Origin of the sequence: Streptomyces sp. NPDC029216 (assembly GCF_040648015.1) — a bacterium.
Lineage (GTDB): Bacteria > Actinomycetota > Actinomycetes > Streptomycetales > Streptomycetaceae > Streptomyces.
This window is the reverse complement of sequence record NZ_JBEZWL010000018.1, coordinates 68,341-91,248: the sequence shown is the minus strand read 5'-3', so window position 1 is coordinate 91,248 and position 22,908 is coordinate 68,341. Positions and strand designations below refer to the sequence as shown.

Genomic DNA, 22,908 nt, shown 5'->3' with positions numbered 1-22,908 from the left:
CCCCTTTTCTGGGGGGGGTGCTTTTTCTCCCTTTTGGTGCTCTCCTTACAGGCGTTGTTTGGTGCCCTCCGGGGGGGGGGGGGCCCCCCGCCCCACCCCCGCGGCGCCGACTGGCTGCCCGGACCCCGCTTGTTCCTCAGCGGGCCTGCGCGCCGCGGCCCAGTCGGCGGCCCGGCGGACCAAGGGTTCCGCCGCGCCCTGCAGGGCGGCGCCGGCGACCTCGCCGAAGAGAGCACCGACGGCCCCGACAGCAGCGCCGCCGAGGATCTCGGCGAGGAGTCGCTGCCAGTTCCTGGCCCCGGTCGAGCCTGGTGTTCCCGCTCCGTCGCCGACGTCGGACCAATGCTCGTGCGCCGTGGCTGCGGTCGTCACGGTGGGGCCGTAGGAGATCGCCGTGGCCGTGAGTTCGTCGATCGCGGTGCCGAAAGCGTCGTCGAGCTCCTCGAAGCCGTCCAGCCAGCCCGGAACGGACGGCCCGGGATCGAAGAGGCGGCCGGTCGCCCAAGCGCACGCGGAGATGACGGACGTGTCCTCGATGGGCCGGCCTTCGTCATCCAGGACCAGTGCGAGCATCGCGCTCTGGCCCGACAGCACCAGCTCGGACTGTGGCACACCGGGATCGGGATCGGTTCCCGCTGGCAGTACCGAGATCATCGCCTGGCGGAGCAACTCGAGATCGAAGAGCCCGCAGTAGACCTCGTGCCGCCACATCCGGCCGTACGGTGCCCGCCGTGGCCCGGTATCCGGATGATCCGGAGCCCACGGCATGCGCGGCGACGCCTGCCCCGGCCCCGGCGTGAGGTCGAGAACGTACTCGTCCCTGGGCCCGGAGCGTGCGGCCAGGCGTCGGCGAGGCAGGGCCGGGATGGTCGGCGGGCTGAACAACTCGATCGCACGCCAGCAATCCAGTAAGGCCTTCCGCCGACGCTCCAGCGCCTGTCCGCTCCCCACCACTGCCCCCCGTGTCGCACGCGCGGCACACGGCCGCTCCCCTGAAGATCAGCTGCATCGTCGAATCTACCGGACCGCCAGCAGGCACGACCCCGGTCAGTGGCGCCTCCTGCGACGGAACAGATGACGCCGAGCGGTGGCTCGGTGAGTGTGAGCATCAGGCCAGGAAGGCTGGATCCCAGACTCCGTCGGAAGCCACTCAGCAGATCGGTCGACGGGCGAGGGGCCAACGTGATCCCCCCCCTTGAGGGCCCGGACGTGCGATCCGTCCACCGAGCAGTCGTCCGAGTCCAGCAGATCGGCGCGGCGCAACTCGGTCAGCAGGGCGGCGTGCAAGCTGGGCCATGCGCCGGCCTTGGTCCAGTCGCGCAACCTTCGCCAGGCTGTGATTCCGGAGCAGCCCACAGTTTCGGCGGGCACATCGCGCCACGCGACACCGGTCCGCAACACGTACATGACGCCCGCGAGGACGCCCTGTCCGGAACGCACAACCGCCCGGGGTAGCGGCGGCGCCGTTCGGGAGCGAGCGGAAGCAGCGGAGCCACGCGCTCCCACAGGTCATTTGAAACGAGATCAGCACGCACGCGGACACCCTGCCGACCGAGATCGCCGAGCGTAAGGTCCGAGGCTCAACTGAATGGGTCAGAAAGGCTGGTGGGCGTAGATCTTGCGCCACTGGTCAGCGGTGCCCCGCTCGCTCATCCCGGCGGCCTGGTAGACGCTGAGAGCACTGGAGGAGTTGTAGGTGTCGACGTCGACTCCCACGCTGTGATGGCCACGGTCACGGAGGAGCCGGAAGACGGTGCGCAACAACTGCGTGCCGATGCCGCGGCCGCGGTAGGCATCGAGAACTCCGAGCCAGGCGATCCATGCGCGCTCTGACGGGTCGCGAGCGATGACAGCACATCGTGCTGGTCGCCCACCAGCAGGGCCGGGCAGCCGCGGTCACTTGCGCAACTGATGGAATCGGCGGTTGATCTCCATGGAGGCAGCCTGGCGACCTCACTGGGGGCCTGTGCTGTTCCGATGCGCTCCAAGCCCTCGACATCTACGGCCTGGTCATGGAGGGAAGCGCCTTCCGCCTCCGACTCAATGGCCGGGAGCTGGCTTCAGACACATTCCCTGGTGCAGCTATCACCCGTGACGACATCGAACGGCTCGCCAGGCTCCGGCTGACCGTGGAAGACCTGCACGCGGTCCAGCAGCATGCAAGGCACTACTTCTCCGTCCCCAGGGAGCTGCGCCCGGCCGATCGCGTACTGCCGCTCGGTCCCGTCCACATCTACCACCCCCACGTCCGGGCGGCAGACGCTGAACAGGTCCTACGCGCCCTGGCCGCGGGCCAGGCAGAGGGGCACAAGGTCACGCTCCGCCCTGTTGACGGAGAGCCGTACCGGCTCTACCTCGCCCGGACAGGCACGCCGGCCCTGCTGCGCGCCCATGCCTTGAAGGCCGAATGCGGCGTTGAGTGCCCCGCTCGGGGTCGGCCTTCTCCCGCGGTGGTCATACGGCCCGCGCCTGCCCGCCGTGAACTCGACGGTCCACATCTACCCGATCAACGGCGCCTGCCACCGGGTCGCCCCGGAGGCGACGGCCTTCGCCCACTGGGACGCCTCCTGCCTTGTCCTGGAGCTCGACGCCACGCTGGCGCCCCTCCGAGAAGGGGGCGGCGGCACCCGCATACGAGGGCAGCTTCGCGTTCCACCGGCTGGACGGCCAGGTGCCCCTCGCGGGATCGTCCTGGAACTTCCCGGGCCGGGGTGGACCTGACCAGCAGGATTCATCTCGCCTGCGACGCCTTCGGTCGCCCGCTCGCGCTGCTACGCCGTTGGAGCGAATCCACAAGCCGACGGGATTCCGGGCCCGGCCCGGAGAGGGAGCCCCAGCATTGTGACAGGCCATGTAGCAGGACACGTCATTCCGTATGAGGTACAGGGCAACGGTCCGGAGCGGGTCCTCGCACTCCACCACTGGCTCGGCGACAGGTCGAGTTTCGGCCCTCTGCGGCAGCACCTGGACGGAGGCGCGTTCAGCTACGCGTTCGTGGACTGCCGTGGGTACGGCGAGGCGATGGACACCCCCGGCACGTACACGATGGAGGAAATCGCGGCGGACGCCCTCGCCGTGGCCGACGACCTCGGCTGGGACGCCTTTTTGGTCATCGGTCACTTCATGGGCGGCAAGGCGGCCCAGCTGATGTTGCTGGACGCCCCCTCGCGGGTCCGCTCGATCGTCGGCATCTCGCCCGTGCCCGCGTCCGGGTTCCTGCTCGAAGGGGAGATGTGAGCGGCCCTGGCGGCAGTGGTCGAAAAGTTCCTCGGCCGCTAGTCTCCGTCCGCCTCACAAACCCTTCGGGGAGGGGGTGGCAGAAAGGCCGGGGCAGACGATTCGGCCTGCCATACCTAGGGCGGAGCGGTTTGGGGTGTACTCCAAACCGCTCCGTACGCGCCGTGCCGGCCGGCCGCGTCGGGCTACCAACCGGCGTCCCGCTGCGTGCGCGGGCCTGGACCGAACGGGCTGGTGTGGAGCATGAGCGGGCCGGGTCAGCCCTGGGCCTTGATGTGGTCGATGACGGCGGTGAAGGCTTCGGTGGGTGAGAAGTCCACGTATTCGCAGTCCTCGAGTGCCACGGGGACGTGCCCGGGCGGCCAGTAGAAGGCCTGGCCCGCTTCGTAGGTCTCCTCCCCGTCCTTCGTCACCATCTTCAGCCGCCCTTTGAGCATGTAGCCCCAGTGAGGGCAGGCACAGAGGCCGTCGGGCAGACCGGTCAGGGCAGGCCCCATGTCGGTGCCCTGCGGAAACCGAACGAAGGCAACGGACAGGCCGTCTCCGATCGCCTGCGTACGGACTTCGACGCCTCCGCCCTCGATCACGACCGGTGTGTCATCCCGCGTCGTCGCCGTCATGGCCCTCTCCATTCGCTGGGACTACGGGTGTCCTTCCTCCAGGCTGGCCCCGGCGGACGGATCGTGCCACGTCGGGAGTGGTGGGGCGGTCGGGGCGGTGGTCGGCCCAGGGGCGGACGCGTTCGAGCTGGGCTGCGAGGCGCAGGAGGGTTGCCTCGTCGCCGACACGGCCGAGGAAGTGGACGCCGACGGGCAGGCCGCTGCCGGACCACTACAGGGGTACGGACATGGCGGGGCCGCCGGTGATGTCGGCGACGACGGCGGGGAAGGCGACGAAGGGGGCGCGCTGCGCTCGGCGGCGCACAGGCCGTGTTCCCAGTACGCCCGGGTGAGTGGTTCGAGCTCGCCGGGGGCGGGGATCGCGGCCCAGTCCGGCGAGGAGCCAGAGGGCGTCGTCCAGGGGCGCGAGGCAGTCGGCGTGCACAGGGTGGCCGTCCGCCGGGCGCCTGCTGAACGCGATCCGCAGTCGCCCCGGTTCGTGGCGGACCTGGTCGGCGAACGGTCCCGGCGTCTCGGGGGCCGGGTGCGGGTCCCCTGGCTCGGGCCAGGCGACGGCGTCCAGCAGCGCGGCGGAGTCCCGTACCTCCAGCCTGCGACCACAGGCGACCACAACGCCTCTCGCGAACGCCGTGACCAGCTGGTTTCCCCTGTTACCGCGCCAAGGCTCTCAGCTCCAGCGAGCCTGATCCGCGCCGATTGGCTTACGATGATCCGCCACTGACGCCGTCAGAACGGCACGGCTTTCTGGAGGTCGATGCCGACGAGCCGGAGAAGGTACGCGTCGAGGCGACGGTCGACGCGACCCAGGTGTACACCGGTCAGCCCCAGCGCGACGCCCACCTCCGCAGCGCCGATTTCTTCGACGTCGAGCACCACCCGACCTGGACGTTCGTCGGGTCGCGCATTCACCAGGTGAGCGGAACCGAGTTCGAGGTGCCCTGAGATCTCACGGTACGTGGAGTGACGCGCCCCGTAACCTTCGACGTCGCCTACTTGGGACAGTGGGATACGCCTTGGTGGGAGGAGGGGCGGGACCTCGGGCCTTGTCGGCCGGGCCGTGGTGGAATCCGAGGTGGCCGATGTCGTCGAGCTCCGACGGGGTGCTTGTGGGTCGGAAGACCCAGTCCGGGTTTTCGGCACGCAGCTCGGTGCGGACTCCGACCCGCCGACCGTCCCGCAAACGCTCCGGCCGGGTGTCCGTGGTGGACCCCGACCTGCTCGCCGCCTTCGCACGGGAGGCCGTCGGCAAGCTCTATCCGCGCGAACTGGTCAGGAAACCGGTGTTGTTCGTCGTCGCCGTGGGATCCGCGCTGACCACGCTCTCGGCGCTCATCCACCCGTCCGTCTTCACCTGGGTGATCAGCGTCTGACTCTGGCTCACGGTCCTGTTCGCCAATCTCGCCGAGGCGGTCGCCGTGGGCCGGGGCAGGGCTCAGGCGGAGTCGCTGCGCAAGGCGCGTACGGACACCGTCGCGGTACGGCTGAACCACATCCTCACCGATCCGACCGGCAAGCTGCTGTGGATCTCGCCCGCCCTGCCGGGCCGCACTCGTGCCCTCGCCGCGGCCCGCACCCACCGGATGATCCGGATCTGCGAACGCCAGGCCCGAACCGCATGACCGTCATCACCAAAGCTGTCCTCACCCTGGAGAGGCAACGCTGAAAACGCTCACGGAGCTCGTCCTGGCCAAAGGCTGGGTTCCGCGCCGCCACTCTTCCCGGCGCCTATTGGTGCACGAGGGCGGTGAACGAGGGTCGGTGCAGGGCCTCGGCGAGTGACGTGCGCCAGTGCGGGAGTACGGGCAGGCCCGCCGCGGCCCAGCGGGCGTGGCCGAGGACGCTGAAGGTGGGCCGGCGGGCAGGGCGCGGGAATGCCGCCGATGCGGTCGGGCGGATGCGGTCCGGATCGAGTCCGCTGAGTTCGTATGCCGCCCGGGCCAGGCCGTACCAGGTGGTGTGGCCGGTCGCGGTGCAGTGGTAGACACCGGGCGGGGCCTTGTCGGCGTGGCCGAGCATCACCAGGAGACCAGCCAGATCGTGCGTCCAAGTTGGCTGCCCGTACTGGTCGTTGACGACTTCGACGGTACTCCTGCGGGCGGCCAGGCCGAGCATGGTGGCGACGAAGTTCTGGCCGTGCTCGCCGTACAGCCAGGCGGTCCGCACGATGTAGCCGGTATCGGGGAGAATTTCGGCAACGGCCCGTTCGCCGACCAGTTTGCTGCGGCCGTACGCGTTGACCGGACCGGTCGGGGTCGACTCGGAATACGGCTCGGTGCCGTCTCCCGGCAGGACGTAGTCGGTGGAGACATGCAGCAGTCGAGCGCCGCTGTCCCGGCAGGCGTGAGCCAGGTGGCGGACGCCTGTTCCGTTGACGGCGGTGGCGGTGGCCTCGGCGGCCTCGGCGCCGTCGACGTCCGTCCAGGCGGCGCAGTTGATCACCACGTCGTGGCCGGAGACTGCGGTGCGGACGGCCTCCGGGTCGGTGATGTCGAGGGCGGCGCGATCGAGCGCGGTGACTTGCCCGTCCGTCAGCAGGGTCCGCACGTCCCGACCGAGCATCCCGCCGGAGCCGGTGACCAGCCAGCGGGTCATGCCAGTGCCGCCCGGCTCTTCAGCGGCTCCCACCAGGCACGGTTGTCGCGATACCAGTTGACGGTCGCGGCCAGGCCGTCCGCGAAGGAGATCCGCGGCCGGTAGCCCAACTCTTGTTGGATCTTGGTGATGTCGAGGGAGTAGCGCCGGTCGTGTCCCTTTCGGTCGGGTACCTCCCGGACCATGTCCCAGCCGTGTCCGGTTGCCTCGAGCAGCATGCCGGTGAGCTCCTTGTTCGTGATCTCGCTTCCGCCGCCGATGTGGTAGACCTCGCCGGCCCGGCCGCCGCGGAGCACCAGTTCGATGGCGTGGCAGTGGTCGGAGACGTGCAGCCAGTCGCGGACGTTGCCGCCGTCCCCGTACAGCGGCACCTTCTTCCCCTCGAGCAGGTGCGTGGTGAAGAGGGGGATGACCTTCTCCGGGAACTGGTGGGACCCGTAGTTGTTGGAGCAGCGGGTCACCACGACATCCAGGCCGTGCGTGCGGTGGCAGGCGAGTGCCAGCAGGTCGGAGCCGGCTTTTGACGCCGAGTACGGCGAGTTGGGGGCGAGCGGCGACTCCTCCGTCCATGAGCCCTTGCCGATCGAGCCGTACACCTCGTCGGTGGAGACGTGCACGAACCGGCCGACGCCGTGCTTGCGGGCGGCATCCAGCAGCACCTGGGTGCCGGTGACGTTGGTCCGTACGAACGCTGCCGCGCCGTCGATCGAGCGGTCGACGTGGGACTCGGCGGCGAAGTGGACCACCGCGTCGTGACCCGGCATCACGGCGTCCACCGTCTCCACGTCGCAGATGTCACCGCGCACGCAGGCGTACCCGGGATGGTGAGCCACCGGCGCGAGGTTTTCCCCGACGCCCGAATAGGTGAAGTTGTCCAGGACGGTGATTCTGCTCTCGGAGTCCGCATTCAGCACGGAGCGGACGAACTCGGAACCGATAAACCCGGCGCCGCCGGTAACCAGGATGCGCATAGTGGGAAGATTCTAGCGCCACTCGGCATATGGCCGAATCGGCCATCAAAGTCATACGCTGTCGCCATGCGAGGCATTCTGTTGGCCGGTGGCACTGGTTCCCGCTTGTGGCCGCTTACTCGATCGGTATCCAAACAACTGCTGCCGGTCTTCGACAAACCGATGATTTACTATCCTATTTCTACCCTGGTCATGGCCGGCATCAGTGAAATCCTGATCGTCACCACGGCCGCCGACCAGCCCCAGTTCCACCGCCTGCTCGGCGACGGCAGCCAATGGGGCCTCCGCCTTGAATACGCGGTGCAGGTACGCCCGGAGGGCATCGCGCAAGCCCTCGTGCTCGGTGCGGATTTCATCGAGGACGGCCCTGTCGCCCTGATCCTGGGCGACAACATCTTCCACGGCAGCGGCCTCGGCACCAGGCTCGCCCAGCACTCCGACATGAAGGGCGGCAGGGTGTTCGCCTACCCCGTCGCCGACCCGTCGGCGTACGGGGTGGTGGAGTTCGACGAGCTGGGCCAGGTGCTGAGCATCGAGGAGAAGCCGGCCCGTCCGAAATCCAGGTACGCGGTGCCCGGGCTGTACTTCTACGACAACCGGGCGGTGGAGATCGCCCAAGGCCTTCGCCCCAGCGCTCGTGGGGAGTTGGAGATCACGGAGGTCAACCGGGCCTATCTGGACACCGGCGAGCTCTACGTCACCCCGCTCGACCGGGGCACGGCCTGGCTGGACACCGGGACCTTCGCCTCGATGGTCCAGGCCTCGGAGTTCGTCCGGGTGATCGAGGAGCGGCAGGGCCTCAAGGTCGGCTGCGTCGAAGAGACGGTCTGGCGGTCCGGACTCGTCGGCGACTCCCAGCTGCGCCTGCTGGCAGAACCGCTGCTCCACAGCGGCTACGGCCAGTACCTTCTCGGGCTGCTCGAGGAGGGTGTGCGGTGAAAATCCGCGAGTTGACGATCGCCGGCGCGTTCGAGATCGTCCCGCAGGTGCACGGCGACCAGCGCGGGCTGTTCACCGAGTGGTACCGCTTCGACCGGCTGGCGGAGGCGGTGGGCAGGCCGCTATCACTGGCCCAGGCCAATCTTTCGGTGTCCGCCAAGGGCGTGGTGCGCGGCATCCACTTCGCCGACGTGCCACCCGGGCAGGCCAAGTACGTCACCTGCGTGCGCGGTGCGGTGTGGGACGTGGTGGTCGACCTGAGGGTCGGCTCGCCCACGTTCGGCCGTTGGGAGGGCATCCGGCTGGACGACATCGAGCGTCGGGCGGTCTGTCTCCCCGAGGGGCTGGGCCATGGCTTCTGCGCGCTCACCGACGACGCGACCCTGACGTACCTGTGCTCGACGACGTACCGGCCGACCGCCGAGCACGCGGTCCATCCGCTCGATCCTGACCTGGGCATCGAGTGGCCGGCCGACGCACCGCTGCTCTCCGCCCGGGACGCGGCGGCACCGTCGTGGGCCGAGGCGGTGGTGGGGGGGATGCTGCCGTCGTACGACGTATGCCTGGCGGAGGGCATCTATTCTTGCCGTCCGCCCCGGACAGACCTCGGGAGCGAAGGACGAGCAGCCCGAATGCAGGACCGTACGCCAATTGAATGAAGTGCGGCGACATTCGCTGTCAACCGGCGGTGTGGAATCGGGTCCCGGCACACTGCTGCTGGCACGACTGCGCAACAGCTTGGCCGCTCATTCATGCCGTCCGACGTGATGGTGTGGCATGCCCATGTGACCCGTCACCCCCCTCGGCGTATCGGTTTTCAGCCTGCGGGAAGGTTCCGACATGAAGCGTCAGTCACTTCGCAGATCGTGGATCCGGGCCGTCACTACGCTCGCGGCGTCGGGAACTCTTGGATTGCTTGTCAATCTCGGTTCGTCAACAACCGCTCCAGCCAACGCGACAGCTACGTCCGCCGATTACTCCATCGGTGTGCCAGGCTCGAACGGTGCTGTGAGTGCCGACTTCGAGCCCCGCCCACCGCGGAGGGCCGATGACGACGGTGGTCGTGGTGACGACGGTGGTCACGGGGGCGACGGCGGTCGTGGTGACGACGGTGGTCGTGGTGACGACGGTGGTCACGGGGGCGACGGCGGTCGTGGTGACGACGGCGGTCGTGGTGACGACGGTGGTCACGGGGACGACGGTGGTCACGGGGACGACGGTGGTCGTGGTGACGACGGTGGTCACGGGGGTGACGGCGGTCGTGGTGACGACGGTGGTCACGGTGACGACGGTGATCACGGTGGCCACGGGGACGAACCAGGGGGGCATGGGACGGGCCATGGCAAGCCTCATGAGCACCCGAGCCCGCACCCCCGCCCACCAGGCCCCCAGGGCCCCCAGGGCTCCCAAGGCCCCCAAGGCCCCCAGGGCACTCAGGGATTCCAAGGCACTCAGGGCTTGCAGGGCACGCAGGGCACTCAGGGATTCCAAGGCACGCAGGGATTCCAGGGCTCGCAGGGCAGTCAGGGCACCGGGTCCCAGGGCTCCCAAGGCAGTCAGGGCTCCCAGGGCAGTCAGGGTTCTCAGGGCACCGGGTCCCAGGGCAGCCAGGGCGGGGCAGGCCCGCAGGGAAGTCAGGGCAGTCAGGGCGGTCTCGGGGCGCAGGGCAGTCAGGGTGGTCTCGGGGCGCAGGGTAGTCAGGGCGACGCCGGCCCGCAGGGAAGTCAGGGGACCGCCGGAACCCAGGGCAGCCAAGGCAGCCAAGGCGGTGCCGGGGCGCAGGGCAACCAGGGCGGTACCGGAGCCCAGGGCAGCCAGGGTGGTACCGGTGCCCAGGGCAGTCAGGGTGGTCTCGGGGCGCAGGGTAGTCAGGGTGACGCCGGCCCGCAGGGAAGTCAGGGGACCGCCGGAACCCAGGGCAGCCAAGGCAGCCAGGGCGGTGCCGGGGCGCAGGGCAACCAGGGCAGTACGGGCTCGCAGGGCAGCCAGGGCGGGGCAGGCCCGCAGGGAGGTTCGGGCAGTCAGGGCGGTCTCGGGGCGCAGGGCAGTCAGGGTGACGCCGGCCCGCAGGGAAGTCAGGGGGCCGCTGGAACCCAGGGCAGCCAAGGCAGCCAGGGCGGTGCCGGGGCGCAGGGCAACCAGGGCGGTACCGGAGCGCAGGGTAGTCAGGGTGACGCTGGGGCGCAGGGAGGTTCGGGCAGTCAGGGCGGTCTCGGGGCGCAGGGTAGTCAGGGTGACGCCGGCCCGCAGGGAAGTCAGGGGATCGCCGGAATCCAGGGCAGCCAAGGCAGCGAGGGCGGTGCCGGGGCGCAGGGCAACCAGGGCAGTACGGGCTCGCAGGGCAGTCAGGGAGACGCCGGCCCGCAGGGAAATCAGGGCAATCAGGGCGGGATCGGAACCCAGGGAAGCCAAGGCGGTCAGGGTTTTCAGGGTGACACCGGCACGCCAGGATCCCAAGGCGTCCCTGGCAGCCAGGGTGGTCCCGGTGTCCAGGGTGGCGCCGGTGTGCAGGGTGCTCAGGGTGGTATCGGTCCGCAGGGTTTCCAGGGTGCGCAGGGCAGTCCGGGTGGTTCGGGAGCCGGTCCGCAGGGCAGTCAGGGCAGCACCGGCGCCCAGGGGTTCCAGGGCAGTCAGGGCAGTCAGGGCGAAACTGGTGTGCAGGGGTTCCAGGGCAGTCAGGGGTTCCAGGGCAGCCAGGGGTTCCAGGGCGGAGCCGGCGTCCAGGGCAGCCAGGGGGAAGTCGGCAGCCAGGGCAGCCAGGGCGATATCGGCCCGCAGGGCAGCCAGGGCAGCCAGGGCGACGCCGGAGTCCAAGGCGGCCAGGGCGAAATGGGGACGCAGGGTGTCCAGGGGAGCCAGGGCGGTGCCGGGCCGCAGGGCAGCCAGGGCGGCGACGGAGCCCAGGGCAGCCAGGGCACGCAAGGCGACGCCGGAGCCCAGGGCACCCAGGGCGGTACCGGGCCGCAGGGCAGCCAGGGCGGTATCGGAGCCCAGGGCACCCAGGGCGATATCGGCCCGCAGGGCAATCAGGGCAGTCAAGGCGGTGCTGGAGTCCAGGGAAGCCAGGGCAGTACAGGCAGCCAGGGAAGTCAGGGCAGCCAGGGCGACGAAGGCGCGCAGGGCACCCAGGGCGGTACCGGGCCGCAGGGCAGCCAGGGTGGTGTCGGTGCCCAGGGCAGCCAAGGTGACGCGGGAACGCAGGGAAGTCAGGGCAGCCAGGGCACCGCTGGTGCCCAGGGAAGCCAGGGCAGTACAGGCAGCCAGGGCAGCCAGGGCAGCCAGGGCGACGAGGGCGCGCAGGGCAGCCAGGGTGGTGCCGGGCCGCAGGGCAGTCAAGGCGGTGTCGGTGCCCAGGGCAGCCAGGGTGACGCGGGGGCGCAGGGAAGTCAGGGCAGCCAGGGCACCGCTGGTGCCCAGGGCAGCCAGGGCGGCGTCGGCGCGCAGGGAAGTCAGGGCAGCCAGGGCGACGAGGGCGCGCAGGGCAGCCAGGGTGGTGCCGGGCCGCAGGGTAGCCAGGGTGGTGTCGGTGCCCAGGGCAGCCAAGGTGACGCGGGAACGCAGGGAAGTCAGGGCAGCCAGGGCACCGCTGGTGCCCAGGGCAGCCAGGGCGGTGCCGGCGCGCAGGGAAGTCAGGGCAGCCAGGGCGACGAGGGCGCGCAGGGCAGCCAGGGGTTCCAGGGCGACACCGGTGCGCAAGGAACCCAGGGCAGTCAGGGGTTCCAGGGCGACACCGGTGCGCAAGGGTTCCAGGGAATCGGAACCCAGGGGAGCCAGGGCGAGACCGGTACGCAGGGCAGCCAGGGCAGTCAGGGTGGCACCGGAGCTCAGGGAAGTCAGGGTGGTTCCGGCAGTCAGGGCAGTCAGGGGACGCAGGGCGACATGGGCACGCCGGGATCCCAGGGCGTCCCTGGCAGCCAGGGTGGTCCCGGTGTCCAGGGCGGCGCCGGTGTGCAGGGTGCTCAGGGTGGTATCGGTCCGCAGGGTTTCCAGGGTGCGCAGGGCAGTCCGGGTGGTTCGGGAGCCGGCCCGCAGGGCAGTCAGGGCAGCCCCGGCGCCCAGGGGTTCCAGGGCAGTCAGGGCAGTCAGGGCGAAACTGGTGTGCAGGGGTTCCAGGGCAGTCAGGGGTTCCAGGGCAGCCAGGGGTTCCAGGGTGGAGCCGGCGTCCAGGGCAGCCAGGGGGAAGTCGGCAGCCAGGGCAGCCAGGGCGATATCGGCCCGCAGGGCAGCCAGGGCAGCCAGGGCGACGCCGGAGTCCAAGGCAGTCAAGGGTTCCAGGGCGACACCGGCACACAAGGCACACAAGGCACACAAGGCAGCCAGGGTTTCCAGGGCGACACCGGCGCGCAGGGCAGCCAGGGCACGCAGGGTTTCCAGGGTTTCCAGGGCGGTACTGGTGCACAGGGCAGCCAAGGGGCTGTGGGCGTGCAGGGCGTCCAGGGCAGCACGGGCGTGCAGGGCAGTCAGGGCGGCGTCGGTGCGCAGGGCACGCAAGGCAGTCAGGGTTTCCAGGGCGACACCGGCGCGCAGGGCACACAAGGCACGCAAGGCAGCCAGGGGTTCCAGGGCGGTACTGGTGCGCAGGGCAGCCAAGGGGCTGCGGGTGCGCAGGGCGTCCAGGGCAGCACGGGCGTGCAGGGCAGTCAGGGCGGCGTCGGTGCGCAGGGCACACAGGGCAGTCAGGGTTTCCAGGGCGACACCGGCGCGCAGGGCACACAAGGCACGCAAGGCAGCCAGGGTTTCCAGGGCGGTACTGGTGCACAGGGCAGCCAAGGGGCTGCGGGTGCGCAAGGCGTCCAGGGCAGCACTGGCGTGCAGGGCAGTCAGGGCGGCGTCGGCGCGCAGGGCACGCAAGGCAGTCAGGGTTTCCAGGGCGACACCGGCGCACAGGGCAGCCAGGGCACGCAAGGCAGCCAGGGGTTCCAGGGCGGTACTGGTGCGCAGGGCAGCCAAGGGGCTGTGGGCGTGCAGGGCGTCCAGGGCAGTACCGGCGTGCAGGGCAGTCAGGGCGGCGTCGGTGCGCAGGGCACACAGGGCAGTCAGGGTTTCCAGGGCGACACCGGCGCACAGGGCAGCCAGGGGACCCAGGGTTTCCAGGGGTTCCAGGGCGGTACGGGTGCACAGGGCAGCCAAGGGGCCGCGGGCGCGCAAGGCGTCCAGGGCAGCACGGGCGTGCAAGGCAGTCAGGGCGGCGTCGGTCCGCAGGGCACACAGGGCAATCAGGGTTTCCAGGGTGGAGCTGGAGCCCAGGGCAGCCAGGGCTTCCAGGGGTTCCAGGGCGGTACCGGTGCACAGGGCAGCCAAGGAGCTGCGGGCGCGCAAGGCGTCCAGGGCAGCACCGGCGCGCAAGGCAGCCAAGGCAGCGTCGGTCCGCAGGGCGCGCAGGGGTTCCAGGGCGGTGCCGGTGCCCAGGGAAGTCAGGGCGGCCCCGGTGCGCAGGGCACTCAGGGATTCCAAGGCAACCAGGGCTTCCAAGGGGTCCAGGGCGCGAGTCCCGGGGCGCAGAGCACGGTCGTCTCCAACAGCGGCACAGGCCAATCCACGGTCTTTTGCCCCGCTGGTACATTCGCCGTCGGCGGCGGCTACCAGAGCACGTCGGTCGTCAACCTCCAGGTGCTCAGCTCCCGTCCTGTCGGGGGTTCCCCGGCTACTGGCTGGCAGACCACCACCAACGGCGTGGGCGCAATTACCGTCTACGCGGTATGCGCGCCGTGAACCCCCGCACCGTGAACTCTCCTGACCAGCCGGCCGGCGCACACGGCCGCACTGGTCAACGACGTCCGCGAGCATCGTCCGTGCAGCCGACGGTGCTCGCCCCTGCCGCCCGGCTCAGTCGCGTCACCGGATCGGCGAGGTAGACCCCCGTGAAGACGCGGATCGCACTGTGGACCGGACTCGCCGCGGCAGTCGTGGTCGCCAATGTGGCCACCGGTTGGGTCCACCTGCTCACACGGGACCCCGAGATCACGTCTTCGACTGCGTCCGGGCCCGAGTCACCTGCGGCCAAGCGTGCCGCGCGGGCGGAGGCACTGCTCCAAGCAGGCATCAAACAGGGCGAGGCCAAGGATTTCACCGGGGCGACGCATAGCTTCCGACAGGTCCTGGACCTGAACGTGAACCCCGCCGGCAAACTCGCCTGGTACAACCTCGGCGTCATCGCCCAGCACGACAACAGGACAGCCGACGCACGCGCGGCTTACGACCACGCCCTCAAGATCGACCCGAATTTCGAATCTGCCCTCTACAACAAGGCGCTTCTGGTCGAGTCGAACCACCCCGACGAGGCCATCGCGATCCTGCGGCACATCGTGGGGGCCGACCCCAAGGCCGCCACGGCCCATCTGCACCTTGGACGGGCCCTGGCGAGGAAGAGCCGGGAAAAAGAGGCCGGGGAAGCCTTCGGCCTCGCCGTCCGCGCCGACCCGTCGCTTCTACAGTTCGTCCCGGAGGAGTTCCGGGATTCCGCGAGCGCAGCACTGACAGCCACTCAGGTAGGTACCACGGAATGACTTCTTCCCCGACCCCGAGGTTCTCCGTCTTCACCCCCAGCCACCGACCGCGTTTCCTGGACGAATGCCTCGCCACCCTGCAAGCGCAGACCTGCTCCGACTGGGAGTGGATCGTCCTCCTCAACAACGGCGCGCGATGGCGGCCGGAACGCCCCGACGACCGTGTCCGGCTGGAGGTCGCGGACGGCATCCGGGGGGTTGGAGCCGCCAAACGCCGTGCCTGCGAAGTGGCACGCGGCGAGATCCTCGTCGAGCTCGACCACGACGACCTGCTGGCGAAGGACTGCCTGGCGGAACTGGCGAAGGCCTTCGACGAGCATCCCGACGCCGTCTTCGTCTACAGCCACACCGCTCAGATCACCGAGGACGGAAACCGGGACGACACGCGGTTCAACGAGGCGAACGGCTGGCAGTACGAGGAGGTGGACGTCGACGGTCGCCGTCTCCTGCAAGCGATCGCCATGGCGCCGACGCCGCACAACGTGTCTTACATCTGGTACGCCCCCAACCATGTGCGGGCGTTCCGCAGGGACACCTACGAGCAGGTCGGCGGGTACGACGCCACGCGCACGGTGCTGGACGACCAGGACTTGATGTGCCGTCTCTTCCAGGCCGGTGACTTCCACTGCATCCCGCGATGCCTGTACATGCAACGCATGCATCCCGACAACACCCAGCGCGACACCGAGATCAACGCGCACATCCAGCGCGAGACCGTCGCCCTGTACGACAAATACATCGAGCCCAACGCGCTCGCCTGGACCAAGCGGCGCGGGCTGCTCGCACTGGACCTCGGCGCCGCGCACCGCAAGCCGCCCGGCTACCTGGGAGTGGACCAGTACGCACGGGACGGAGTCGACATCATTGCCACGCTGCCCGCACCCCTGGACCTCCCGGACAACTCGGTCGGTCTGCTCAGGGCGGTGGACTTCCTGGAACACGTGCCCGCGAAGGTTCCGCTGATCAATGAGCTGTACCGCCTGCTGGCACCTGGCGGCATGCTCCTCACCCTCACTCCCAGCTCCGACGGCCGGGGCGCCTACCAGGACCCGACACATGTCGCCTACTACAACGAGAACTCGTTCTGGTACTACACCGACAATCAGTACCGTGCCTTCGTACCGGAGATCCAGGCCCGGTTCCAGAACTCACGGCTGGTCACCTACTTCCCGACCGACTGGCACGCCCGGAACCAGATCTCTTACGTGGTGGCCAATCTGATCGCGATGAAGGACGGCGCCGAACGCTGCGGCGGTCCCTTGCTGGTGTGACGCCCTGGGTGACGAGGTGCGTGCAGGGTACGCGGTCACCCTTCGGACTCGCCGCGTGAGCGCCGGCGAACCGGAGGGTGATCGCCGGCTCGACTCGAGCATCTCCGCGACGCACCGGGCTCCCTGGATGTGGGTACTACGTCCCCTGGAAAGGAGGCCGTATGCCCGGTGCCCTGTGCCTCCTGGGCTGTCCCTGCGGGATCGACACCTGCTGGCCCCTGCTCGCGAGGGTCCAAATCACGGCGACGGAGGTCACCTGGTCCGGCTCCTACCAGATCCACCGGCCGGAGTGGGGCGAACTCCCCCTGGGACCGTACGTTTCCCCGCGCCCGGCCTACGGGCACGAACGGCGGCGCCGTCAGGGGGTGAAGGTCCCATCCACGAGGCAGCCGACCAGGGCGGTACCCGAGGCCTCCCTCCAGGAGGTGTCGGTGGCCATGGGCGCGCACGAGGGCTCGTAGGCGTGCCAGTCGCGCTCGGCGTGGGCACGGCGGATCAGTCGGGAGGCCCGGATATTGCCCTGCCCGGCCGGGCCGCCCGGTCGGACACCCGGCCGGATACCCGGTCGGACATCCGCCCGGACCGTCCGCTCCGCCCGCGTCAGTTCTGCCAGCCCACCTTCGTGTAGTCGACGTCCGCGAGGCCGACCGCGCCGTAGTTGGCGAGGCCCTTGCGGACCGCCGTGATCTCCGGGCGCTGGTACAGCTCGATGGAGTGGCCCAGCTTGAAGATCTCGACGTCGGCCTCGTTGTAGAGCTTCAACGCCTCGGCGCGGTCCGTGGTCTGGCCGGCCTTCTTCAGCAGCTCGTCGATTCGCGGGCTGCCGACCGAACCGAAGTTCTGGAAGAGGTTGTTGCCCTGCGGCTGCTGGAAGACCGGGATGAGCTTCGAGGTGTAGGCCTCGTCGACGTTGCGGAAGCTGACGAGGTCGAAGTTCCCGGTGTTCACGAACTTGCCGAAGTAGTCGTTCGCCGGGACCTTCTTGATGTCGACCTTCACGCCGACGGCGCTCAACTGCTGCTGCACCAACTGGGCCTGGTCCTCCTGTGAGGAGGAACCGCCCGCGCTGAGGGTGTAGTCCAGGGTCAGCTCCTTGCCATCTTTGGTCCGCGGCTTGCCCTGGCCCGCGTCCTTCCAGCCGGCCTCGTCGAGGAGCTTGTTCGCCTTCGCCGGGTCGTAGGTGTCGAACTCGCTGGAGTTGTCCTTGTAGCCCGCCTGGTTCGGCATGAAGAAGTGGTTGTTCAGCGGCTTCAGTTCGAAGGAGAGGTCCTTGGCGAAGCTGGCGTTGATGCCCTTGCGGTCGATGGCCGCCTGGAGCGCGTTGCGCACCTTGACGTCCTGGAGCGGGCCGCGCCCGGCGTTGAGGGTGATGTGGACCTCGTCCCAGCGGGCCCCGCGCCGGATGTCCGTCGCGGGGTCCTTGACCAGCCGCTTGTAGTCCTCGGGCAGCAGCGCGGGCGCCTCGTCCAGCTCCTTGTTGAGGAAGGCCTCGGTTCGCGCCGAGCGGTCCAGGACGCGGTAGACGAGCGAGTCCAGCTTGGGCTTGTCACCCCACCACTGCGGGTCGGGAACCAGCGTGATGGTCTGCGCGGTCTTGTCGTAGGTGCCGATCTTGAAGGCGCCCGAGGTGACCGGCGCCTTCTCCGCCCAGCCCTTGTTGAACTTCTCGGGGGTGTCGGTGTACGCGGCCGGGTACAGCGGGTCGAAGAGCCGCGGCCAGTCGGCGTACGGCGTGTTGAACGTGACCTTCACCCCGTGCTCGTCGGTGCCCTGCTCGACCTTTGCGATCTGGTCGTAGCCGGAGGTGTCCGCCGCCTCGTACGCCTTGTCGGAGCCGTTCTGCGCCTTCCACTGCGCCTCGAAGTCCTTCCAGCCCAGCGGCGTTCCGTCGGACCATCGCGCCTTCGGATTGAGCTGGTACTCCACCACCTGCGGGCTGGTCGAGACGACCTTCGCCGAGGCCAGGAAGGCGGGGTTCGGCTGACCGACCCCCTTCGCGTCCGCGTAGAAGAGGTGCGGAAGCACGGTCCTGGCGATCTCCGCGCCGTCGCCCTGTTGCCCGTCCACCTGGTTGACGTTGTACTGGGTGATCCACTGGTCGATGGCGATCCTGAGCGAGCCGCCCTGTTTGAGGGCGCTCACCGGCTGTGCGTTGATGTTCTGCCCGTCGACCGCCGGCGCCGCCTCCTTCTTCGCCGATGCGTCGTCGTCCGCGCCGGAGGAGTCGCAGGCGGACACCAGCAAGGTGGCCGACAGGGCTGCGGCTGCGGCGATGACCGTGGTTCTGCGCATCGGGACACTTCCTCCGGTTGTGGGGCGGCCTGAGCGGGACCGCGGCAGGGCCGACCGTAGGAGATCTTGCGCTCCGGGGGGAGGCCTGCTGGAATCCCGCTATGTTTTCTTAGCATGTCCGCAACAAACAGCGGTCAGGATGTGTCAACAAGCCGACGAGTTCACCAGGTTGACCTGCCGCGGCCGTGATCCCCGGACCACTTCCGGGTGTCGCGTTCTCCTGACGATCCCCTGTGGATCACGAGCACTTGCGGAGGTTCACACCCGTGGCCGCCTACCTGGCCAAGCGGCTCGGCTACTACGCCGTGCTGCTGCTGGCCGCCGTCTGTCTCTCGTACCTGCTCGCCTCCTACGCGCTCGATCCGCGGGCGTACTACGAGGGCCGCCAACCCCCTTTGTCGCCCGCCTCGGTGGAACACCACCTCACCGCGCTCGGCGTCAACGACCACACCCCGCTCGTCTCCCGCTTCTCCGCCTGGGCCGGACACGCCCTGCGCGGCGACCTCGGGCAGACCATCGACGGAACCCCGGTGGGCGCCGAGTTCGGGCGACGGATCGGCGTCAGTCTGCGGCTGCTGCTCTTCGGCACGATCGCCGGGACCGTGATCGGAGTCCTCGCCGGGGCCTGGACGGCGGTGCGCCAATACCGGTTCTCCGACCGGGCAATGACGCTCGCCTCCTTCGTGCTGCTCTCGACTCCCGTCTTTCTGCTGGCTGTTCTGCTGAAGATCGGCGCGATCTGGTTCAACACGAAGACCGGTACCGACGTCATCCAGTTCACCGGCGAGAAGAGCCCCGGCGCCGAGACCGGCTTCTGGGTGGTGTTCAAGGACCGGGGCGTCCACCTGCTGCTGCCCACCATCTCCATCGGGCTCGGCGTGATCGCCGGCTACAGCCGCTACCAGCGCTCCACCATGCTGGACGTGCTCGGCTCGGACTACCTGCGCACCGCCGCCGCCAAGGGCCTCAGCCGCCGGACGGTGCTGCTCAAACACGGCCTGCGAACCGCCCTGATTCCCATGTCGACGTACTTCAGCTACGGATTCCTGGCCCTGTTCACCGGCGCCACCTTCACCGAGACGATCTTCGGCTGGCACGGGATGGGCGAATGGTTCATCTCCTCCATCGGCAAGAACGACGTCAACTCGGTCGTCGCCGTCAACGTGTTCGCCGCCGTGACGGTGCTCCTGTCCGGCTTCCTCGCGGACGTGCTGCACGCCGCGCTCGACCCGCGCATCCGCAACGCCTGATCCAGACGCCTGATCCAGGAGAACGCCGACCATGACCGCCGTCATCGAGAGCAGCGTCCCGGGCGCGCCGAGCATCGCCCGTCCCGCCGGGCGCACCACCGTCGTAGTGCGCCGCTTCCTGCGCAACCGCAGCGCGCTGGTGGGCACCGCCGTCCTGCTCCTGCTCTTCCTGCTCGCCTTCGCCGGACCGCTCGTCAGCCCGTGGGACTACAGCCACATCGACTACACCGCGCTGCGGTCAGCGCCCAGCGCCGACCACTGGTGGGGCACCAACCGGATCGGCCAGGACGTCTTCGCGCAGACCGTCCGCGGGCTCCAGAAGTCCCTGGTCATCGGGCTGCTGGTGGCGCTGTTCTCGACGGTCCTCGCCTCGCTGTTCGGCGCCTGCGCCGGGTACTTCGGCGGCTGGCCGGACCGGCTGCTGATGTTCTTCGTCGACCTGCTGCTCGTCTTCCCGTCGTTCCTGATCATCGCGATCGTCTCGCCGCGGCTGCGCAGCGGCGGCTGGGTCGCCTTCGTCGGGCTGCTCGCCGTGTTCGGGTGGATGATCACGGCGCGGGTGGTGCGGTCGATGACGCTGTCGCTGAAGGAGCGGGAGTTCGTCAAGGCGGCCGTGTACATGGGCGTGGGGCCGCTGCAGATCATCTGGCGGCACATCCTGCCCAACATCGCCTCGTTCCTCATCATCGACGCGACGATCGCCGTCGGCGGCGCGGTGATGAGCGAGACCGCGCTCTCGTACTTCGGATTCGGTGTGCAGGCGCCGGACGTCTCGCTCGGCACGCTGATCGCGAGCACCACGGGGGCGGCGGTCACCTACCCCTGGATGTTCTTCTTCGCCGCCGGGCTGCTGATCGTGTTCGTCCTCGCGGTGAACCTGGTGGGGGACGGCCTGCGGGACGCGCTCGACCCCACGTCGACGCGGTCCCCCAAGCCCACCCGCGCCGGATCGAAGGGAGTCGGCCGATGAGTGCGACCCGCGCAGTGCTGTCCGTCACGGACCTGGAGGTCGACTTCGACGGGATCCCCGCCGTGCGCGGGGTCAGCTTCTCGCTCGCCCGCGGTGAAGTGCTCGGCCTGGTCGGGGAGTCGGGGTCGGGCAAGTCGGCGACCGCGCTCGCGATGCTGGGTCTGCTGCCGGCCAACGCCGCCGTGCGTGGCTCGGCGCGGCTCGGCCGGACCGAGCTGGTCGGCGCATCGGACACAGCGCTGACGGCGGTGCGCGGGCAGCGCATCGGGATGGTGTTCCAGGACCCGCTGTCCGCCTTCACCCCGGTGTACCGGATCGGGGACCAGATCGCGGAGGCGGTACGCGCCCACCAGGACGTCTCGCGGGACCGGGCGCGGGCGCGGGCCGTGGAACTCCTCGACCTGGTCGGCATCCCCGAACCCGCCCTGCGCGCCCAGGCGTTCCCGCACGAGTTCTCGGGCGGGATGCGGCAACGCGCCATGATCGCCATGGCCATGGCCAACGACCCGGACGTCCTGCTCGCCGACGAGCCGACGACGGCCCTGGACGTCACCATCCAGGCCCAGATCCTCGACGTGCTGCGCACGGCCCAGCGGGAGACCGGGGCGGCGCTGGTCCTGGTCAGCCACGACCTCGGAGTCATCGCGGGGATGGCGGACCGGGTCGCCGTGATGTACGCGGGGCGCATCGTCGAGACGGGGACGGCCTCCGAGGTGTTCGGGCGCCCCGCGATGCCCTACACGATGGGGCTGATCGGGGCGGTGCCCCGGCTCGACGGGGGTGGCGGCGTGCTCGTCCCCATCCCCGGATCGCCGCCCGCGGCCGGGCGGGCGGGTCCGGGATGCGCCTTCGCGCCGCGCTGCCCGATGGCGGAGGAACGCTGCACGCAGACCGTCCCGGGGCTGCGGCCGGCGGTGCGGGACGGTGGAGGTCACCTCGCCGCTTGCGTCCGTGCCGGTGAGATCGTGGAGAAGGGGCTCGGCGTACTCGACGTCTATCCCGTGCCCGAGATTCCGCGGGCACCCGAGCGCACCACCGGGGAAACGGTGCTCGCGGTGACCGGGCTCGTCAAGACGTTCCCCGTGCTCAAGGGGGCCGCCTTCAAGCGGCGGGTCGGGACGGTGCACGCCGTGGACGGGGTCGACCTCGCCATTCGCGCCGGGGAGACCCTCGCGCTGGTGGGGGAGTCGGGCTCGGGGAAGTCCACCACCCTCTTCGAACTCCTCCACCTCGCCCGGCCCGAGGGCGGCGACATCGAGCTGTTCGGAAAGGCCACGGCCACGCTGACCAAGGCCGGGCGACGGGCTCTGCGCGGCCAGGTGCAGATCGTCTTCCAGGACCCGATGGCAAGCCTCGACCCCCGCATGCCGGTCGGCGACATCATCGCCGAACCGCTCCGCGCGCAGGGGGCCGACCGGGCGAGCGTCGCCCGGCGGGTCCCGGAGCTGCTCGACCAGGTCGGGCTCGACCGGGCCGCGGCCGAACGCTTCCCGCACGAGTTCTCCGGCGGGCAGCGCCAGCGCATCGGGATCGCCAGGGCGCTCTCCGTGCGGCCGAAGCTGCTCGTGCTCGACGAACCCGTCTCCGCGCTCGACGTCTCCGTCCAGGCAGGGGTCCTGAACCTGCTGCGCCGACTCAAGTCGGAGCTGGGGCTCGCATATCTCTTCGTCTCGCACGACCTGTCCGTCGTACGGCACATCGCCGACCGGGTCAGCGTCGTCTACCTCGGGCGGACGGTCGAGGCCGGTGCCGTCCGGGACGTCTTCGAGCGGCCCCGCCACCCGTACACCCAGGCGCTCCTGTCCGCGGTACCGCTGCCCGACCCGGAACGCGAGCGCGAGCGGCAGCGCGGTCGGATCCTGCTGGCGGGCGACCCGCCGAGCCCCACCCGGCGCTACGAGGGCTGCCGGTTCAGGGGCCGCTGCCCCGTGTACGCGCGACTGGACCCGGATCAGCGCGAGCGCTGCGAGACGCAGGCCCCGGAGCCGACCGCCCACGCGGCCGACCACGTGGCGTCGTGCCACTTCCCGACGGTACGGGAGGTGGTCTGAACGGCGGCGGTCCGGTCCCTGGCCCAGGCCGGATCAGGTGCCGGACGGGGCTCCTCCGGCACCTGATCCGGTAAGCGCAACAGCTGACGCTGTTACTGCACGTCTGTGTTGGAGTCGGAACTCTCGGGGCTCGGCCGTCGTGCTTAGCGCGTATCGCTGCACGAAGGAGGGGCGGCCGACTCCGGATCCCGTGCTGGTTTGGTGCTGAC

General features: G+C 69.8%; 18 protein-coding genes and 2 pseudogenes. 11 read left to right on the top strand and 9 right to left on the bottom strand.

Annotated elements, in window-relative coordinates; translation table 11 throughout:
- Positions 1-45 precede the first annotated feature (45 nt).
- The 3 genes and pseudogenes from AB0F18_RS10345 to AB0F18_RS10335 all read right to left on the bottom strand — a co-directional run bounded on the left by AB0F18_RS10345 (position 46) and on the right by AB0F18_RS10335 (position 1,890).
- Positions 46-711: a hypothetical protein gene (locus AB0F18_RS10345; RefSeq protein WP_362057131.1), complete on the bottom strand. Its 666-nt coding sequence runs from the start codon at positions 709-711 to the stop codon at positions 46-48.
- A gap of 447 nt (positions 712-1,158) precedes the next feature.
- Positions 1,159-1,535: pseudogene (locus AB0F18_RS10340) on the bottom strand (transposase); the annotation flags it as partial.
- A gap of 58 nt (positions 1,536-1,593) precedes the next feature.
- The gene (locus AB0F18_RS10335; RefSeq protein ID WP_362057142.1) at positions 1,594-1,890 is read right to left on the bottom strand and encodes a GNAT family N-acetyltransferase; all 297 of its coding nucleotides are present in this window, start codon (positions 1,888-1,890) and stop codon (positions 1,594-1,596) included.
- A gap of 951 nt (positions 1,891-2,841) precedes the next feature.
- Here AB0F18_RS10335 and AB0F18_RS10330 point away from each other — a divergent pair.
- Positions 2,842-3,237 carry an alpha/beta hydrolase gene (locus AB0F18_RS10330; RefSeq protein WP_362057128.1) on the top strand — a complete coding sequence of 132 codons (396 nt, stop codon included), beginning with the start codon at positions 2,842-2,844 and terminating at the stop codon, positions 3,235-3,237.
- A gap of 257 nt (positions 3,238-3,494) precedes the next feature.
- On the opposite strand, the gene AB0F18_RS10325 is transcribed toward AB0F18_RS10330, so the two are convergent.
- Positions 3,495-3,857 carry a hypothetical protein gene (locus AB0F18_RS10325; RefSeq protein ID WP_362057125.1) on the bottom strand — a complete coding sequence of 121 codons (363 nt, stop codon included), beginning with the start codon at positions 3,855-3,857 and terminating at the stop codon, positions 3,495-3,497.
- A gap of 211 nt (positions 3,858-4,068) precedes the next feature.
- Positions 4,069-4,467: a hypothetical protein gene (locus tag AB0F18_RS10320; RefSeq protein WP_362057122.1), complete on the bottom strand. Its 399-nt coding sequence runs from the start codon at positions 4,465-4,467 to the stop codon at positions 4,069-4,071.
- Between the two features lie 86 nt (positions 4,468-4,553).
- Between AB0F18_RS10320 and AB0F18_RS10315 the strand changes: the two genes are divergently transcribed.
- Positions 4,554-4,799, top strand: coding sequence for a YceI family protein (locus tag AB0F18_RS10315; protein ID WP_362057119.1), 246 nt, complete (start codon positions 4,554-4,556; stop codon positions 4,797-4,799).
- Positions 4,800-5,050: 251 nt separating this feature from the next.
- Positions 5,051-5,341: pseudogene (locus AB0F18_RS10310) on the top strand (potassium-transporting ATPase subunit B); the annotation flags it as partial.
- Positions 5,342-5,582: 241 nt separating this feature from the next.
- On the opposite strand, the gene rfbD reads toward AB0F18_RS10310, so the two are convergent.
- Together rfbD and rfbB are read right to left on the bottom strand one after the other, a co-directional pair.
- On the bottom strand, positions 5,583-6,449 hold the full coding sequence (gene rfbD, locus AB0F18_RS10305; protein ID WP_362057116.1) for a dTDP-4-dehydrorhamnose reductase: 867 nt from the start codon (positions 6,447-6,449) through the stop codon (positions 5,583-5,585).
- The gene (gene rfbB, locus AB0F18_RS10300) at positions 6,446-7,420 is read right to left on the bottom strand and encodes a dTDP-glucose 4,6-dehydratase (RefSeq protein WP_362057113.1); all 975 of its coding nucleotides are present in this window, start codon (positions 7,418-7,420) and stop codon (positions 6,446-6,448) included. Before rfbB ends, rfbD begins: the two co-directional genes overlap by 4 nt.
- A gap of 66 nt (positions 7,421-7,486) precedes the next feature.
- Between rfbB and rfbA the strand changes: the two genes are divergently transcribed.
- Together rfbA and rfbC are read left to right on the top strand one after the other, a co-directional pair.
- Positions 7,487-8,359: a glucose-1-phosphate thymidylyltransferase RfbA gene (gene rfbA / locus AB0F18_RS10295; protein WP_362057110.1), complete on the top strand. Its 873-nt coding sequence runs from the start codon at positions 7,487-7,489 to the stop codon at positions 8,357-8,359.
- Between the two features lie 2 nt (positions 8,360-8,361).
- On the top strand, positions 8,362-9,018 hold the full coding sequence (gene rfbC, locus AB0F18_RS10290; protein WP_362057139.1) for a dTDP-4-dehydrorhamnose 3,5-epimerase: 657 nt from the start codon (positions 8,362-8,364) through the stop codon (positions 9,016-9,018).
- A gap of 274 nt (positions 9,019-9,292) precedes the next feature.
- On the opposite strand, the gene AB0F18_RS10285 is transcribed toward rfbC, so the two are convergent.
- On the bottom strand, positions 9,293-13,813 hold the full coding sequence (locus tag AB0F18_RS10285) for a hypothetical protein (protein WP_362057108.1): 4,521 nt from the start codon (positions 13,811-13,813) through the stop codon (positions 9,293-9,295).
- 407 nt (positions 13,814-14,220) lie between these two features.
- On the opposite strand from AB0F18_RS10285, the gene AB0F18_RS10280 reads away from it, so the two are divergent.
- The 3 genes from AB0F18_RS10280 to AB0F18_RS10270 all read left to right on the top strand — a co-directional run bounded on the left by AB0F18_RS10280 (position 14,221) and on the right by AB0F18_RS10270 (position 16,597).
- Entirely contained in the window at positions 14,221-14,865 is a 645-nt protein-coding gene (locus tag AB0F18_RS10280) for a tetratricopeptide repeat protein (protein WP_362057105.1), read from the top strand.
- A complete protein-coding gene (locus tag AB0F18_RS10275) occupies positions 14,862-16,136 on the top strand; it encodes a glycosyltransferase (protein WP_362057102.1) in 1,275 nt (424 codons plus the stop codon). Before AB0F18_RS10280 ends, AB0F18_RS10275 begins: the two co-directional genes overlap by 4 nt.
- A 161-nt stretch (positions 16,137-16,297) precedes the next feature.
- A complete protein-coding gene (locus tag AB0F18_RS10270) occupies positions 16,298-16,597 on the top strand; it encodes a hypothetical protein (RefSeq protein ID WP_362057099.1) in 300 nt (99 codons plus the stop codon).
- A gap of 139 nt (positions 16,598-16,736) precedes the next feature.
- On the opposite strand, the gene AB0F18_RS10265 is transcribed toward AB0F18_RS10270, so the two are convergent.
- On the bottom strand, positions 16,737-18,428 hold the full coding sequence (locus AB0F18_RS10265; RefSeq protein WP_362057096.1) for an ABC transporter family substrate-binding protein: 1,692 nt from the start codon (positions 18,426-18,428) through the stop codon (positions 16,737-16,739).
- Positions 18,429-18,694: 266 nt separating this feature from the next.
- On the opposite strand from AB0F18_RS10265, the gene AB0F18_RS10260 reads away from it, so the two are divergent.
- The 3 genes from AB0F18_RS10260 to AB0F18_RS10250 are packed head-to-tail and all read left to right on the top strand — an operon-like array spanning position 18,695 to position 22,699.
- Entirely contained in the window at positions 18,695-19,678 is a 984-nt protein-coding gene (locus AB0F18_RS10260) for an ABC transporter permease (RefSeq protein WP_362057093.1), read from the top strand.
- Between the two features lie 31 nt (positions 19,679-19,709).
- Positions 19,710-20,648 (top strand): ABC transporter permease, encoded by a 939-nt coding sequence (locus AB0F18_RS10255; protein WP_362057090.1) that lies wholly within the window; start codon positions 19,710-19,712, stop codon positions 20,646-20,648.
- Positions 20,645-22,699, top strand: coding sequence for an ABC transporter ATP-binding protein (locus AB0F18_RS10250; protein ID WP_362057087.1), 2,055 nt, complete (start codon positions 20,645-20,647; stop codon positions 22,697-22,699). Before AB0F18_RS10255 ends, AB0F18_RS10250 begins: the two co-directional genes overlap by 4 nt.
- The last annotated feature ends 209 nt before the right edge of the window (positions 22,700-22,908 follow it).

What these genes read in the sequence shown, in the direction of transcription:
- AB0F18_RS10255 (WP_362057090.1), top strand. Translation starts at nt 19,710, where the DNA reads ATGACCGCCGTCATCGAGAGCAGCGTCCCGGGCGCGCCGAGCATCGCC.
- rfbD (WP_362057116.1), bottom strand. Translation starts at nt 6,449, where the DNA reads ATGACCCGCTGGCTGGTCACCGGCTCCGGCGGGATGCTCGGTCGGGAC.
- AB0F18_RS10345 (WP_362057131.1), bottom strand. Translation starts at nt 711, where the DNA reads ATGTGGCGGCACGAGGTCTACTGCGGGCTCTTCGATCTCGAGTTGCTC.
- AB0F18_RS10265 (WP_362057096.1), bottom strand. Translation starts at nt 18,428, where the DNA reads ATGCGCAGAACCACGGTCATCGCCGCAGCCGCAGCCCTGTCGGCCACC.
- AB0F18_RS10270 (WP_362057099.1), top strand. Translation starts at nt 16,298, where the DNA reads ATGCCCGGTGCCCTGTGCCTCCTGGGCTGTCCCTGCGGGATCGACACC.
- AB0F18_RS10250 (WP_362057087.1), top strand. Translation starts at nt 20,645, where the DNA reads ATGAGTGCGACCCGCGCAGTGCTGTCCGTCACGGACCTGGAGGTCGAC.
- AB0F18_RS10325 (WP_362057125.1), bottom strand. Translation starts at nt 3,857, where the DNA reads ATGACGGCGACGACGCGGGATGACACACCGGTCGTGATCGAGGGCGGA.
- rfbA (WP_362057110.1), top strand. Translation starts at nt 7,487, where the DNA reads ATGCGAGGCATTCTGTTGGCCGGTGGCACTGGTTCCCGCTTGTGGCCG.
- rfbB (WP_362057113.1), bottom strand. Translation starts at nt 7,420, where the DNA reads ATGCGCATCCTGGTTACCGGCGGCGCCGGGTTTATCGGTTCCGAGTTC.
- AB0F18_RS10275 (WP_362057102.1), top strand. Translation starts at nt 14,862, where the DNA reads ATGACTTCTTCCCCGACCCCGAGGTTCTCCGTCTTCACCCCCAGCCAC.